This is a genomic window from Acidimicrobiales bacterium (genome assembly GCA_030747595.1).
In the GTDB taxonomy this organism is placed as follows: Bacteria; Actinomycetota; Acidimicrobiia; order Acidimicrobiales; family MedAcidi-G1; genus UBA9410.
In genome coordinates, this window is record JASLKK010000004.1 from 16233 (window position 1) to 31251 (window position 15019).

A 15019-nucleotide genomic window follows, 5' to 3' on the forward strand; every position below is an offset into this window, starting at 1 on the left:
GGTGACCTCGGCGCCCATGTGGCTACCGCACCGGCATCGTCATGGGCCATCTGGGGCCCGGCTGACGTCCGGCTAGACATCTGGTTGGGTTCAGTCCGCGGCATTTCACCTGTCACGCTGCCCCTACCATCGACGACCTATGGGATTTCCCTTCCGGGTAGCCGCTCCGACAGGCGGCATCGGCTTGCTGCTCGTCGTCGCAGTATCGGCCTGTGGCGGCGGCGGAGGAGGAGCGGCGCCGCCGGCCACGACAGTGGGTGAACTGTTCGCCGGTTCGGCAACCACCACGACGGTGGGGGGCCTCTCCGTGGCCGGATGGACTCACCGTGACCTGCCGGAGATGCGTACAGCACTGGATGCCTGTGTCGCCTCGGTCGACGTGCGGGGGGCTTCGACGGACGAGGAGGAGGGGCCCCGGACGGTGACCGTCGAATCGGGCGACAGTCTCGGCAAGATCGCGGCACGCTTCGATCGGACCGTGGACCAGTTCATGCGGGCCAACGGAATATCGGATCCGAATCGCCTTCAGGTCGGTCAGATCCTGGTTGTCCCGGCCCAGCGACTCGAGACCGAGCCCGAATACGACGGCCCAACGGTGCTTCTCGAGCCCGTCTACTGCGAGGTCGATACGGGCGTTCCAGCATTCGGTCCTGACGGCGCCCAGATCGGCGGCCCCGGCATAATCGAGGTCTTCGCGGACTGGAAACGCCTCGAGGGCCCCGACGAGGCACCCCGCGTGAACGGTCGGATTCGGGGACTCGTCCAGGCCTCGGTCGGGGGGTTCGCCGAGGACGTGGCCAACGAGGTGGAACGCCACGGCTTTGCCTGCCGTGACGGCTCCCATGGCCGGTGTGCCTGGCTCCAACATCGTCAGGAGGTGCTGTTGGCTACCGACGAACTCTTCAGCGTCCGAGACGTCGTACGACGCCTGATGCCGGGTGCATCGGCTGTCGAGGAGGAGATCCGCACCGAAACGTTCGACCTGGAAACCGGCCGTCCGATCACCGTGGCTGAGCTCTTCGACCCGATGACCGACTGGGTTGCAGCGGTGTCCGTCGAGGCCATCAGCCGATTGGCCCGGGAACCGTGGACCGACGAGCGCCGGGTCGTCGGCGCATCATCTGAGTCGGGCAACTTTGAGCGATTCAACCTCACCCACGGGGGGCTGGTGCTGTCCTTCGCTCCAGGCTCCATTGGTGGCCACGGCAGCAACACCGTGTCGATCACCATCCCATACCGGTCTCTGGACGGCTTCTGGGCTGAGGACGGCCCGGTTTCCCGCATCGAATAGCCGGAGGTCTACCGCCTAGTTTTCGGTCATGGGTATTGAAGAGACCAACCTCCTCGAGGCGATGCGAACCACGTTCTCGTGTCGGGACTTCACAGATGCTCCGGTCGCCGACGACCAGCTCCACCGGATCTTGGACGCGGCCCGCTTCGCTCCGTCAGGCGGCAACCGGCAGGGTTCGCACGTGGTCGTGGTCCGGGACCGCGCCCTGCGCCAACGGCTTGGCGAACTTTGCGGTCCGACCATGCGCCTCTATGCGGCACAGGGCGCCGCGGGCGAGACGCCGTTCAATGCCGTCGTCGAATCTGCGGTCGACCCCGAGGTGGTGATGGCAGGCGACGACTCGACCCCCACGGGCCCCCCGGGTCTGTTCGAACGCCTCGGCGAGGTGCCGGTGGTCCTCGTCGTCACCGTGGACCTGTCGGTCGTGGCGTCAATGGACAAGGACCTCGACCGGGTCGGCGTGGTCACTGGTGCATCGGTGTACCCATTGGTCTGGAACATCCTTCTAGCGGCCCGCACGGAAGGCCTGGCCGGCGTGGTTACCACCGCCGTGGTGCCCGCCGAGGATGAGGTGCGAAGCCTCCTGGGGCTGCCCGAACATCACGCGGTGGCAGCCATGGTGCCCCTCGGCGAACCCGTCAGGCAACTCACGAAACTCTCCAGACGGCCGGTGGAGAACTTCACGACCATCGACCGGTTCGACGGGCCACCGCTCACCGCCTGACCGGGCACCGGCGACAGGGCGACTGGCCGATGGGAACGATCTGATGGAACTGGGCATCACCATCCACCTAACCGACCGGTCAATGGATGTTCGTGATCTTGCCTTGGCGGCAGAGGAGCGGGGCTTCTCGTCGCTCTGGGTGCCTGAACACACCCACATTCCGACCAACCGGCTCACCTCGGCTCCGGACGGTGAATCCGAGTTGGCTGACGAGTACGCGCGGTCACCCGACCCCTGGATCTCCCTCGCGGCAGCGGCAGCCGTCACCGGGCGGATCCGGCTGGGTTCCGGCGTGTCGCTGGCCGCCCAGCATCACCCGATCAATCTCGCCAAGGCCGTGGCCAGCGTGGACTGCCTGTCGGCCGGCCGCACGGTGTGCGGTGTGGGCTTTGGATGGAACCGGGAGGAGATGGCCGACCACGGGGTCGACTTCGTCACCCGCCGGGCCCGGGTGCGTGAACACGTGGCCGCTATGCGAAGCCTGTGGGCTGACGAGGAAGCGGAGTTCCACGGCGAGTTCGTCGACTTCGACCCCTGCTGGTCGTGGCCGGTACCCGTCCAGCGGCCCGGGCCATCGGTCCTGATCGGCGGCGGGGGAGGACCCCGCCTGCTCGCCGAGGTGGCGGCCTGGGCCGACGGCTGGCTACCCATTGGAGGATCTGGTCTGCAGGCAGGAATGGAGGCGCTCCGGGTGATTTGCGACGAGGTGGGACGGGACGTGGCGGACCTGGCGGTCATCCCCATCGGCACCATTCCTGAATCAGGGAAGTTGGAGCACTACGCGTCGCTCGGTATCACCGAGACGGTGCTCCGTGTTCCGTCCGCCGGTCGCGACGAGGTCCTGCCGGTACTCGACGCCTACATGCGGTTCCTCAAGGTCTGACCGGTGGCTCGGCAGCACATGGAAGGGGACGCTCAGGGCGAACTGGCTGACTTCGGACTGGGGCCCTACGTACACGGGACGCCGAGCCGACGGTTTCCGGTCTACACCCGTGGAAACGCCGGCGAGGTCTATCCGCAGCCGGTCTTTCCGCTTACCTCTGCCATGGCCAAGGCGTTGGCCGGGGATTCGACGGGTGACTTTCTGCGATCCACCGGGATGCTCACCGACGCTGAGTGCGACGAGGATGCCGATGTCTTCATGGGTGTGTTCGGTGGTTACACGTACATCAATCTTTCAGTCACCCGGGTGGTGGCCATCCGGACGCCCGGAACATCCATCGACGATGCCGATGCACCGTTCCTGGGGGCAGAGGGACTGGCCCCCGAGCACGTAGCGGACCGTCGCGACCGGAACTGGAGCGCCACGGTGCGCGGCCTCCGGTACGGCTGGCGGGTGTTGGCCAACCCGGACCTCCCGGCGTTGGACGATGCGGCGGCCGAGATCGCCACCTGGAGGGCCGGCCTCACACCGATCGGCGAGGCCTCCGACGACGAGTTGTTCGACGAGACGGCGCAGATGCTCCCAATGATCAGCCGGATCTTCGCCCTCCACCTCTCGATCACCGGGGGCACTGGAATCGGTCTCGACGCCTTGCGACGGACAGCGGGTCGCCATGGCGAGGACCTGATGGTCCTGCTTGGCGGACTGGGCGACGTGGATTCGGCGGTTCCTTCCGATGCCCTCTGGGATCTCGGACGCCTGGTACGAGGTGATCCCCGTTTGACCGCCCACTTCGACGAGGGGCTCGATGGCCTCGAGACTCGGCTTCTCGGCGATGCCGCAGCGGTGGATTTCCTGGCGGCCTTTAACGGGTTTCTCGCTCGACACGGTGCCCGCGGCCCCAACGAGTGGGAGATGGGCTGTGACGTGTGGGGGACAAAGCCGGCGTTGCCGTTGGCCCTCATCGACCGCATACGCCATGCCGACAATGACCATTCTCCGGGTGTCCGGGGGGCTCGACGGGCGACGGACCGTGAAGATGCGGTGGCAGCGGCCCGGCGCCGTGTCCGCCGCCACGAGCGATGGCTGTTTGACCGGGGGCTGCGATGCACGGTGGTTCGCACCCGGGGCCGGGAGCGGTGCAAGACGATTCTGGTGGAGGCCATCCACGAGGGTCGACTCCGACTCCGGGAACTCGGCCGCCGCCTGGCCGAACGCCATCCCGGCGTGGCTCATGATGACCTGTTCTTCGTGACCCTTGACGAGGCCCCCGCCTACCGGGCCGAGCCCGAGGCGTTCGTCGATGTGGTGTCCGCACGACGGGCCATCCGAAATCAGCTGGAGGCGCTCGAACCGCCGTTTTCCTTCACCGGCCGACTCCCACCGACGGACACCTGGCGGCGACGTGCAGATGCGACGACCGTCGAGGTGCTGGCGCCGGGAACCATCCTCACCGGCACGGGCGGCTCACCCGGCGTGGCCCGAGGGCGGGCACGGGTGGTCACCGACCCGTCAGACCCCGGCGACCTAGGACCGGGTGACGTCCTGGTGGCACCGTTGACCGATCCGTCGTGGACACCGTTGTTCGTGCCCGTGGAGGCCGTGGTGGTCGACGTTGGCGGGCAGATGAGCCACGCGGTGATCGTGTCGCGTGAGCTGGGCCTGCCGTGCGTGGTGGCCGCCACCGGAGCGACCACCGCCATTCTCGACGGCACATTGATCGAGGTCGACGGTGCCGCCGGGACGATTCGGATTCTGGGCGACGACTAAGTCAGCCGTGGGCGGAGCGGAACCCGTCCATGAAGTCGACGAGCATCCGGACACTGTCCACCGGGAGGGCGTTGTAGACGCTGGCCCGGATACCACCCACGCTGCGGTGGCCCTTGAGGTTCACCATGCCGGCGTCGGCGGCCTCGGCCACAAACCGCTCCTCCAGGTCCTCGTCGGGCAGGCGGAACACGATGTTCATCTGTGATCGGCTGGCCTCGTCGACCGGGCAGGCGTACCACCCGTCGCTCCCGTCGATGGCTCCGTAGAGGATTGAAGCTCGCTCTGCGGCCCGCTGCTCGAAGGTGGCCAGACCGCCCTCGGTCTGCATCCAGCGAAGCACCTTGCCCATGACGTAGATGGCGAACATGGGGGGCGTGTTGGCCATTGAGTCGTTGGAGTCATGGGTGGCGTAGTCGAGGTAGGAGCTCAGGTCGCGGCCGTGGCTCGACAGCCGATCCTTCCGGACGATCACGACAGCCAGACCGGCGGGCCCGAGGTTCTTCTGGGCGCCGCCGTACACGAGGTCGTGGACGTCCCAGTCGATGGGGCGGCTCAGGAAGTCCGAGCTCATGTCGGTCACCAGCGGTACGTTCGCCGACGGCAACTCGGGGAATCGGATGCCGCCGATGGTCTCGTTGCTGGTTAGGTGGAGGTAACGGCTGCCGTCACTTACCTCGATCTCGTCTGTGCCCGGCATGCGGTCGAAAGCGCCCTCGGCGTCGGTCCACGCTTCGTACACAGGAGCGACCTTGCGGGCGTCGCCGAGGGCCTTCTTGCCCCAGGTGCCGGAGTTCACGTAGCCGGCCGTCTCGCCGTCGGCCAGCAGGTTCATCGGAACCTGGGCGAACTGCAACGAGGCGCCGCCCTGCAGGAACAGGATGGAGAACTCGTCGGGCACCGAAGCCAACGAACGGAAGTCGGCCAGGGCGTTCATGTGGACGGCGTCGTAGGCCGGGGCGCGATGGCTGGCTTCGATGATCGACATGCCGGTGCCGTCGAAGTCGAGGAGTTCGTCACGCACCTCTTCGAGGACCGACACCGGAAGGGTGCACGGGCCCGCGCAGAAGTTGTGGACACGGGTGGACGTGGTCATCGGGGTTCTCCCTTGGTCGAGCCCGGGCCGGCCGTAGCGGACACGAGGTCGTCGGTAGATGTCTCCGTGAGGGGACAGGGCCTGAATGGACTAGCCCATCCTACTTGAGTGGTTTCGGCGGGGGGAGAGGGGTCGGCCCCGGGCCGCTCGTTGGCGTGACCCGGTCGACCGGTGATCTGGGTCAAAGGGTGGTAGGTATCAGCCGGTGATGAACGTGAGGCGACGCAGGACGGGTTCGACCACCGCGGCGGTCCGGGCGGCCGAGTCGGCCAGCATGTCGGGATCGGCCAGATCGGGTTCGTTGATTCCGATGGGCACCACCTCGTGGGTGGTTTCCCGATCAACCCACGTCGGGACATAGCCCAGGTCGGTGATTTGGGCGCCATCAGCCGTCTCGGTGACCTGGAACCAGGCGATGAGGCCGTCTTGGGTTTCGGGTGGGCAAGAACTGCAAGGGTTGGTCTCGTCGCCGGGCTGGTTGGTGAGCAGATTGCCCAGTCCGAACGCCACAGCGTCGCCACCACGTCGGACTACCGGCTGGACGACGTGGGCGTGGTGCCCGAGCACCAGGTCGACCTCGGGGGCGGCTAGCAGACGTTCAGCTGCCGAGCGTTGTCGGTCCGTGGGGTCGGCCCGGTACTCCTCGCCCCAGTGCACGCTGACGACCACGAAGTCGGCACCGCCGGATCGGGCCGCCGCCGCCTCGTCGATCACCCGGTCCACGTCGAGGTGGGGGACCATCCATGGTGGGTCCACGGGAAGGTCCCGGCCGTTGATGAGGTCGGTGACCGAGAGGTGGGCCACCCGGAGGCCGCCGGGATTGAACCAGGCTGGCCCGTTGGCGTCCTCTGTGTCGGCCATGCCGGCGGTGGCCAGTCCGACCCGCCGTAGGTGGTGAAGAGTGGCCGTCACGCTGGATGGACCCGAATCCAGAGCGTGGTTCGACGCGAGTGAGCAGCCGTCATAGCCGGCGTCGGCAATGGCGTCGGCCAGCGATGACGGCACCCGGAACGTGCCTCGGAAGCTGAGGTCCTGGTCGTCCATCGACAACGGGCTCTCGAGATGACAGAGGGCCAGGTCTGCACCACTGATGATCGGGCGAATCCGTGCGAACAGGGGAGTGAAGTCCCATGCGTTCTCTCTGGCGGCCCGTTCAGCTACTGCACCGTGGCTGATGATGTCCCCGGTTGCCACCAGCGTGAACGACAGCGGCGTCGGGGCGGTACTCGTCGGTTCGACCTCATCGGTGCCGTTGGTTGAGGTCACGGCGCTTGACCCGGCAGCAGGAACCGTGCTGTTGACCGGTGTTTCAACCGGGGCCTCGATCAGGGCCGACGGTTCCGGGTCGCCGCTGTCCACGAGGTCAGCCACGAGGAGTATTAGGAGGGCCACCATGGTGACGACCTGGAGCCGCCAGGCCAGTCGCCGTTCGGAACGGAACAGAGGGTGGACGGGTTCGCTCACCCGGCGTCGACCTGGCTCACGAGAGGCACGCCGGGACGCGCTGACCGGTTGGTGGTACCGGCCTCCCGAACAACCTGTCCGTTGACCACCACGTGGTGGACACCGACCGACTCCAGCCACGTCTTCTCAATGGTTGCACGGTCGGAAATGGTGGCCGGGTCAAAGACGGTCACGTCGGCTGCCGCTCCGGCCGAGAGGCGGCCCCGTTGGGCCATGGCCGGGCTGGAACCCTCCAGCAGTCGGGCCGGGAGGATGGTCATCTTGGCCAATGCCTCAGGCAGCGTCAGTACGCCCTGGTCGCGCACGTAGTGGCCCAGCACCCGACTGAAACAGCCCGATGCCCGGGGATGGTTGTTGTGGGGCCTTTCGAGGATGGCGTCGGACCCCACCATGATCCAGGGGGTGGTGAGCGGCAGTTCGATGTCGTCGTCGGACATGGCGAACGCCGCGGTGAGAAGGTTGTCCTTCCGAGCTGCTTGCCAGCCAGCCTCGTCAAGGCGCGTGGACGTGGCCGCGATCTGGAGGTCGGCCACCGTGATGCCGTACTTCTCCCGGAAGTTGTCGAACCGGGCGCTGTTCGCGTAGGTGGCCCAGAAGGTGTAGGGGTAGGAGCAGGCTGTCAGGGCCAGCCCGTCGGCCCGCGCGGCTTCTATCTGGGCTATCGCCTCGGCCATCCGCCCGGTGCCGCCGGTCGAGTTGACGTGCTCGATGTGGACGGCACAGCCCGTTCGCCGTGCCACGGTGACCGCCTCGGCAATGGCCTCCTCCTGGGTTCCCGGTTCCAGGTTCTCCGAGTACCGGAGGTGCAGGCAGAGGGGTACGCCGTGGGAGGCGGCGAGGTCGCCGTGACGGAGCATCTCGTCGAGGGTGACGCCGGGGACGTATTCCGGTTGTTCGTGGATGCCCAGTGCGCCCCCTCGTAGGTCAGCGTCGGCTCGTCGGATCAACTCGTCGAGATGGCGATCGGTGGCGTAGTCGATGCCCGCACCGATGGCTGCCCGGTGGCTGTACTGGTCGGTGGCGCCGCCGTAGTTGACCGGCGGCCGGTGGGTAGACGAGCGCGACAGGAATGCGTCCATTGGGTCATTGATGCCGTGCATGCAGAGGTTGGAGGTGACCCCGTCGGCGATCTTGTTCCATTCTCCGTAACCGTTCACGGGGTAGGAAAGGATGTCGATGAAGCCGGGAGCGACCACCAGTCCCGTGGCGTTCAGGGTTGAACGGCCAACCAGCGGTGTGGTGGCCACGGTCATCACGGTGTCGCCGTCGATGCCCACGTGGGCCACAGCGTCGAACCCGGTCTCCGGGTCGATGACCCGCCCGCCGGCAACCACCAGGTCGTAGCGGTGGGTATCGACCGTGGTGGTGGTCTCATCAGCCCCAACGGTCGACGATGTCGGTGGTTCCGGGGGCCGGCTGGTGGATGAGCGAGGAACCGCCGGAATGGTGGTCGGGCCAACGGCGGTTGCCCCACCATCTGGTCTGCCCGGAAGCCGCCGACCAAGCGCAAGGAGGGCGCCGCCGAAACCGATGCCGAGGACGACTCGCCGTCTGCCCACTGCTTGGGGCCGCAAGTCGGAATCCGGGTACGGGTCGGGGTGCGGGTCGTCGGCAGCCTCGTCCACGGAGCCAGACGCTAGTGGTGGGCCGCCCCGGACCGGGTCCAGGCGGTGGCTACCGTGGCCGTGTGGTCGACGGGACGCTACGACGCGTCGGGCTCCTGCTGGGGACCGGCCTGCTGGTGGTGACCCTGACCGTGGTGGCCGGGCTGGAACGAGGCGGGTCCGACCACTGGGTGACCGGTCGACCATTGGCTGTCGTCAGTGCTCGACTGGTCGTCGAACCCGCCCCGGCACGCAACCTCGATCCCTACCGTGGAACCGGTACGTGGGCCGACGCCTACGACTTCGATCCGGCCTATGCACCGGGGAAGTTGACGGTGGTGCCGACCGATCTGGCTCTCATGGCCGAGACCGGTGTCCGCACCCTGTTTATCCAGGCGTCGAGGTCGGACCGTCGTGCCGTGGGCCTCGTCGCCGACCCGTGGCTACTGGCCGGCTTCCTCCTGGCCGGCGATGCCGCCGACGTGGCGGTCGTTGCCTGGTACCTACCCAAGTGGACTGCTGACGACGAGGACCTTGAGCGCCTCCTGGCTCTGGACCGCTTCACCGTGCTGGGACGGCGGTTCGCAGGGATCGCGGTGGACATCGAGTGGAACCGAGACGACCTGGGGGCCATTGAACGGTCGGATCGGCTGGTCGACCTGTCGGATCGGCTGCGACGAACGGTGGGCGACGATCCGCTGGGGGCGATCGTCATGCCACCGGTCATCACCGACGAGATCAATCTGGCGTACTGGCCCGGCTTTCCGTGGGTCGAACTGGCCGGCCGCTACGACGTCTGGCTGCCCATGGGCTACTGGTCGTTCCGGACCGAGGAGCATGCAGACCCGGCATTCTACACGACGGACAACATTCGTCGGCTGCGAGCTGACCTGGGCGACCCGGGCGCCGTCGTGCACGCCATTGGCGGTATCGGGGCGGCCGACGGGACGGCGGTGGTGGACCCCGGTGAACCGTTGACGTCGATCGACGACCTCGAACCTTTTGTGGCTGCATTGGTTGGCGAGGGGGCGATCGGCGGTTCGATCTACGACTGGGCATCCATGGGTGTCGACGCCCGGGTCCGGTTCGGCCAACTCATGGGCGACCCGTTTTCGGCAGATTTAGCGGCCTGGGCGGGCTGAGGCCGAGAAGTCAACGTTGTGCCCACGGGCGGACGATTCCCTGTGGTGGTCGACCGCAATTGGTCCGCGCGCGCGGGTCGCGTACCATGGACGGTCCAGATCGGCCCGAGGGTGGATGGGGCTGAGTGATGGGGAGGCGACACCTGATGACTGAACGGCGCGGCGCGACCGAGAGTCCGTCCACGACGACGACTTCGACGACCAGCTTCGGCGTGGGACGTCGCGAGAACCATGACGCCTCGGCGTTCTACGCCCGCTTCACCCCGCCGACCGTGTCCGACGACGACGTGGTGGTCCGGGCACCCGACTTGGGCGACGGATGTCTAAATGGCGACGCCCGCGATATGCACCAGATTCCGGATGCATCGGTCGCCCTGGTGGTCACCTCCCCGCCCTACTTCGTGGGCAAGGACTACGAGGTGGAGATGGAACGTGACGGCGTGCCGTCCTCCTACCTGGAGTACCTGGGGATGCTGCGTGACGTGTTCGCCGAGTGCGTGCGGGTGCTCGAGCCGGGCGGCCGGATCGCCGTCAACGTGGCCAACCTGGGTCGCAAGCCGTACCGGAGCCTGTCGGCCGACGTCATCGGGATCCTGCAGGACGAACTGGGGCTGCTGCTCCGGGGCGAGGTGGTGTGGCAGAAGGCCGAGGGGGCGACCGGCTCGGTGGCCTGGGGTTCGTTCCGGCGGGCCGCCAACCCGGTGCTGCGTGACATGACCGAACGGGTGGTCATCGCCAGCAAGGGTCGGTTCGACCGCGCCGTGCCGACTGCCCGCAGGACCCGTGACGGCCTCCCGTCGGAGAGCACCATCACCACCGACGAGTTCATGGAAGCCACCCTTGACGTGTGGCGGATCGACGCCGAACAAGCCACTCGGGTGGGCCATCCGGCGCCCTTTCCCGTCGAGCTGCCACGACGACTCATCGACCTTTACACCTACCGGGACGACCTGGTGCTGGACCCCTTCCTCGGGTCGGGCAGCACGCTGGTGGCGGCCGCCCGCTCCGGTCGTCGCGGCGTGGGCTTTGACCTGGATCCCGAGTACGTGACGTTGGCCAAGCAACGCCTAGCCGACGAGCAACGTCGCCTCGCCGAAGAGCCGGTCGCAGCGTGGCGTCGGGCCGACCTGTCCAGTGCTACGGCCGCCCAGGAGGGGTTGTTCGCAGAGGTGGGGGCGCTCGGGCCCGATCAGGCGCTCGACCGGGCTACGGCATCGGGCAAGAAGGTGGCTGACATTGCCGAGGCCGCACTCCTCGAGGCCGGTTTCGAGGTCGTCAAGGCTCCGGCGGTCCGCCGCGACCTAGGTCTGCAGTTCCCGTTCTTGGTGACCGATGGACATTTGGGTCGTCAGTGGTACGTCGACGTGGCAGGAGCGTTCACCAACGCCCGGGCGGGAATGCGGCGCGCCGACGTGTTGTGGCGGACTCTCGGGCGGGCCCACGTCCTGTCCAGCGGGCATGCCGCCGACGGCCCGCACGGCCGGCCTCGACTGCTGGTGTTGACCCCTCGTCTCCCGCGTTCGGGAACCGAGGGCGATCGTGCCCTTCGGGCCGCTGGAGGCCACGGGGTGTTCGACGTGTTGGAACTGTTTGATGGGCCGGCTACCGAGCGGCTCCGCCACTACGCCGAGACGTCCCCCGATCGTCCGCTGCCGGGATTCTGGGGGGAGGACGAGGTGGAGGCCCGCTTCACCTGATCAGCCGTCGGGTTCGTCAGACACCGGTTCGAAGACCACCTCGAACAGCACCGGCCACCGTTTCCCCGTCAACAGGAACCTGCCGGTTTCGGGGTCGTGGGCGATCCCGTTGAGTACGTCTTCGTCGCCCAGTGTGGATCGGTCGGCCAACAGGCCTGATGCGTCGACCACCGCGGTGACCGCCCCGGTCGACGGGTCGATGGCCACGATGGTGTCGGTCAGCCAAACATTGGCCCACACGGTGCCGTCCACGCACTCCAACTCGTTGAGGCGTTCCACCGGTCGGCCGTCGAGCCGCACAGCAATGTCCCCACTGCGGGCGAGGTCGAGGTTCCGAAACGTGAGGTGATCCGAGCCGTCGGACATGACCAGCGAGTGGGCTGCTCCATCCGGGCCGGTCTCGCCGAGGCCGCAGAGCCCCCAGCCCTGACCGCCATAGGTCAGGACGTCCACCTTGCTGAGAGTCGCCAGATCCCAGACCACGGCCCGACCGGCCTTCCAGGTCAACTGGATGGCCCGATCGTCGCCGATCGACGTGAGGCCCTCGCCGAACCACGTGGCGTCGAGGAGCGTAGACCGCAGCACCCGTCCGGTAGCCCGGTCGACCTCACGGATCCCCGATTCCCCATAGCGGCCGGTGGTCTCCAGGAGTCGACCGTCGACCAGTTCGAGCCCCTGGGTGAAAGCCGTCGGGTCATGTGGGTGGGTGGCCACTACCCGGGGAACAAGGCGAAGAACCGGATCGACGATCGGATCGCCGGCCGATGACGGCTCGGCTACTTCCCCGGGGCCCGGCGAACCGCAGGCGACCAGGGCCATGCCCATGGCCGGGATCAGGAGCACCCGCAACAGGGCCCATGCGGCGCACCTGATCGGGTGGTGTCGGTTCACGGCTCCCCATCCTCGTCTCGTCGGTCCGAAGGCGGTCCGGCCAGACTGCGATCCATGACCGGACGGTGTGATCGTAGGACCCGCTGATGGGCTCCATCGGCGGGGATCGGGTCTCCGGGGATCTCGGCGCCGGCGACCCGCTGGCCGGGCGCATCGAACGCGACGGGATCGGCACCTCGTGGCTGGACTGGGGTGGGGACGGCCCAGCGGTCGTTCTCCTCCATCCCAACGGGTTCTGTGCCGGCGTGTACGACCCGTTGGCCCGCCGGCTGGCATTCCGACACCGGGTGGTGGGGATCGACCTCCGGGGCCACGGAGCCAGCGACGACGTCGTCGAGTCGGCCCTCCTAGGAAACGACGCCATGGCGCTCGACGTGCTGGCCGTGGCCGACCACCTGGGCCTGGACCGATTTGCCCTCGTCGGGGTCTCCTTTGGCGGAGGCGTTGGCATCGAGGTGGCGGCCGTGGCACCCGAGCGGGTGGCCGCTCTCGTTCTCTGCGAGGCCATCGCCATCGAGGCGGAGGCCCGAGAACAGCAGCACTTCGGCTATCGGAACGGTCCTGACGGAGGGGACCACCCACTGGCCGTGGGGGCCCGTCGTCGGCGTGACGTCTGGGACGACCGGGAAGCCGTGCTGGTCTCCTACGGTTCTCGTCCCCCGATGGACCAACTGGCTCCTGAGGCGCTGGCCGGGTACGTGCGTTGGGGCTTCCGGGACCGCTCCGACGGCTGTGTCGAGCTGGCCTGTCGCCCAGAGACCGAGGCCCAGATCTTCGGTTCGACGGACCGCCACGGCCCCGTGCAGGCATTCGACGCGCTGCGATGGGTGGCCGCCGACGGGCGGGTGCCCACAGCCGTCATGGCCGGCAGTCATACGGACCTCGACCCGGAATGGTTCCGGGCACAGGCCGCGGCGCTGGGTGTCCACCTGCAACTGATCGACGGTGGGCACTTCTGCCTTTTTGAGGACACCGCCCGGGCCGAGCAGCTCGTGGGTGCCGCCCTCGCTGGTATGGGACATGGACGGCCAGTGGTGGCCGGACGCGAGCATGAGGAGATGAAATGAGCGGGCAGCGGAGCATGCATCCTGTTGACGTGGCCAACCGGGTCATCGACTCGGGGATGGCGGAGTCGCCCCACAACCGGGTGACCCATGAACTCTCGGTGATCGAGGACGACGTGGCGGTCATCGAATCGTTCTCTCACTGCTGGGTGGTGGACGCAGGAGAGGGGCTGGTGTGCTGGGACGCCAGCGGCGTGCAGTCCGGGCCGACGGTGGTCGCCGCATTACGACAGTGGACGGATCGACCGGTGCAGAGCCTCGTCTACACCCACGGACACGTCGACCACGTGGGTGGTAGCGGGGCCTTCGTGGCCGACGCACAGGGCCGAGGCGACCCCCGCCCCCGCTTTCTGGCCCATGAAGCGGTGCCGGCCCGTTTCGAGCGGTACCGGGCCACCAACGGCTGGAACCTGGCCATCAACCGTCGCCAGTTCGGGGGAATCAGGAACCCTGCCAATCTGGGCATCGGTGGTGATGGTCCGCGTTTCCTGACCGACGATGTGGCCGAACCTGACGAGACCTTCCGTGACCACATGTCGTTCACCGTCGGTGACCGCACCTTCGAGTTGCGCCATGCCCGCGGTGAAACCGACGATCATGCCTGGGGCTGGGATGCCGAACGTCGCACTGCCTGGACGGGGGACTTCACGTCGTGGGTGTTCCCCAACGCCGGAAACCCCCAGAAGGTCCAGCGATACCCCATCGAATGGGCGGCCGCCATGCGCGACATGCTGGCCGTCGGAGTGGAGCGGGTATATCCGGCCCACGGGTTGCCCATCGTCGGTCGCGAACGCGTCGAGATCGTGCTGGGTGACATCGCTGAAGCACTCGAGCACCTGGCGGGCCGGACGCTGGACCTGATGAACGAGGGTGCATCCATCGACGAGATCATCCACACGGTGCGGGTACCGGAGCATCTGGCTGATCGACCGTGGCTGGCTCCGCAGTACGACGAACCGGAGTTCGTGGTGCGAAACGTGTATCGGCAGTTCGGCGGTTGGTGGGATGGCAACGCGGCCAACCTGAAGCCGGCGCCGGAGGCCGCGGTGGCTGCCGAGGTGGTCGGCCTGGCCGGCTCGGTAGAGGCACTGGTGGACAGGGCGAAGGCTCTGGTCGAGGCTGGAGACGTCCGTTTGGCCTGTCATCTGGTGGAGATGGCCGTGGCGGCCGAACCGGAACACGAGGGGGCACAGCGGGCCCGGGCCGACGTCTACTGGCACCGGCGGGCCGCCGAACGGTCACTCATGTCCAAGGGCGTGTACGCGGCGGCGGCCCGTGAGTCCGAAGACGCCCTCGGTGAGGACGTGGCCGGGGATTCGATCGCGACGTCGATTCGGGGTTCCCTGGGTTGAGTTTCGACTCAGGCCTCGGCTGTGGTCGCTGTCTGGTCCCGGGT

General features: G+C 67.6%; 12 protein-coding genes. 8 read left to right on the forward strand and 4 right to left on the reverse strand.

Annotated elements, in window-relative coordinates:
- Positions 1–139 precede the first annotated feature (139 nt).
- From QF777_03925 to QF777_03940, 4 genes are read left to right on the forward strand one after another with little or no spacing between them, the layout of a single operon-like run.
- Positions 140–1291, forward strand: coding sequence for a LysM peptidoglycan-binding domain-containing protein (locus QF777_03925; protein MDP6910698.1), 1152 nt, complete (start codon positions 140–142; stop codon positions 1289–1291).
- Positions 1292–1319: 28 nt separating this feature from the next.
- Positions 1320–2015 carry a nitroreductase family protein gene (locus tag QF777_03930; GenBank protein MDP6910699.1) on the forward strand — a complete coding sequence of 232 codons (696 nt, stop codon included), beginning with the start codon at positions 1320–1322 and terminating at the stop codon, positions 2013–2015.
- A gap of 43 nt (positions 2016–2058) precedes the next feature.
- Entirely contained in the window at positions 2059–2898 is an 840-nt protein-coding gene (locus QF777_03935) for an LLM class F420-dependent oxidoreductase (protein MDP6910700.1), read from the forward strand.
- A 3-nt stretch (positions 2899–2901) separates the two neighbouring features.
- Positions 2902–4668, forward strand: coding sequence for a PEP-utilizing enzyme (locus tag QF777_03940; GenBank protein MDP6910701.1), 1767 nt, complete (start codon positions 2902–2904; stop codon positions 4666–4668).
- Between the two features lies 1 nt (position 4669).
- Here the strand turns inward: QF777_03940 and serC are convergent, their stop codons facing one another.
- The 3 genes from serC to QF777_03955 form a co-directional block, all read right to left on the reverse strand.
- Positions 4670–5761 (reverse strand): 3-phosphoserine/phosphohydroxythreonine transaminase, encoded by a 1092-nt coding sequence (serC, locus tag QF777_03945; protein MDP6910702.1) that lies wholly within the window; start codon positions 5759–5761, stop codon positions 4670–4672.
- A gap of 198 nt (positions 5762–5959) precedes the next feature.
- Positions 5960–7225 (reverse strand): CapA family protein, encoded by a 1266-nt coding sequence (locus QF777_03950; GenBank protein MDP6910703.1) that lies wholly within the window; start codon positions 7223–7225, stop codon positions 5960–5962.
- Positions 7222–8850: an amidohydrolase family protein gene (locus QF777_03955; GenBank protein ID MDP6910704.1), complete on the reverse strand. Its 1629-nt coding sequence runs from the start codon at positions 8848–8850 to the stop codon at positions 7222–7224. Before QF777_03955 ends, QF777_03950 begins: the two co-directional genes overlap by 4 nt.
- A 62-nt stretch (positions 8851–8912) precedes the next feature.
- Here QF777_03955 and QF777_03960 point away from each other — a divergent pair, with 62 nt between their 5' ends.
- Positions 8913–9971, forward strand: coding sequence for a hypothetical protein (locus QF777_03960; protein ID MDP6910705.1), 1059 nt, complete (start codon positions 8913–8915; stop codon positions 9969–9971).
- A gap of 146 nt (positions 9972–10117) precedes the next feature.
- Positions 10118–11668: a site-specific DNA-methyltransferase gene (locus tag QF777_03965; GenBank protein ID MDP6910706.1), complete on the forward strand. Its 1551-nt coding sequence runs from the start codon at positions 10118–10120 to the stop codon at positions 11666–11668.
- On the opposite strand, the gene QF777_03970 is transcribed toward QF777_03965, so the two are convergent.
- Positions 11669–12559 carry a glutaminyl-peptide cyclotransferase gene (locus QF777_03970; GenBank protein MDP6910707.1) on the reverse strand — a complete coding sequence of 297 codons (891 nt, stop codon included), beginning with the start codon at positions 12557–12559 and terminating at the stop codon, positions 11669–11671.
- Positions 12560–12645: 86 nt separating this feature from the next.
- Here QF777_03970 and QF777_03975 point away from each other — a divergent pair, with 86 nt between their 5' ends.
- Both QF777_03975 and QF777_03980 read left to right on the forward strand, forming a co-directional pair.
- Positions 12646–13626: an alpha/beta hydrolase gene (locus QF777_03975; GenBank protein ID MDP6910708.1), complete on the forward strand. Its 981-nt coding sequence runs from the start codon at positions 12646–12648 to the stop codon at positions 13624–13626.
- Complete coding sequence (locus QF777_03980; GenBank protein ID MDP6910709.1) at positions 13623–14975, forward strand: alkyl sulfatase dimerization domain-containing protein; 1353 nt, start codon at positions 13623–13625, stop codon at positions 14973–14975. Before QF777_03975 ends, QF777_03980 begins: the two co-directional genes overlap by 4 nt.
- Positions 14976–15019: the final 44 nt, after the last annotated feature.

Excerpts from the sequence above, each read along its gene's own strand:
- QF777_03925 (MDP6910698.1), top strand. The coding sequence starts at position 140 with ATGGGATTTCCCTTCCGGGTAGCCGCTCCGACAGGCGGCATCGGCTTG.
- QF777_03930 (MDP6910699.1), top strand. The coding sequence starts at position 1,320 with ATGGGTATTGAAGAGACCAACCTCCTCGAGGCGATGCGAACCACGTTC.
- QF777_03935 (MDP6910700.1), top strand. The coding sequence starts at position 2,059 with ATGGAACTGGGCATCACCATCCACCTAACCGACCGGTCAATGGATGTT.
- serC (MDP6910702.1), bottom strand. The coding sequence starts at position 5,761 with ATGACCACGTCCACCCGTGTCCACAACTTCTGCGCGGGCCCGTGCACC.
- QF777_03965 (MDP6910706.1), top strand. The coding sequence starts at position 10,118 with ATGACTGAACGGCGCGGCGCGACCGAGAGTCCGTCCACGACGACGACT.
- QF777_03975 (MDP6910708.1), top strand. The coding sequence starts at position 12,646 with ATGGGCTCCATCGGCGGGGATCGGGTCTCCGGGGATCTCGGCGCCGGC.
- QF777_03980 (MDP6910709.1), top strand. The coding sequence starts at position 13,623 with ATGAGCGGGCAGCGGAGCATGCATCCTGTTGACGTGGCCAACCGGGTC.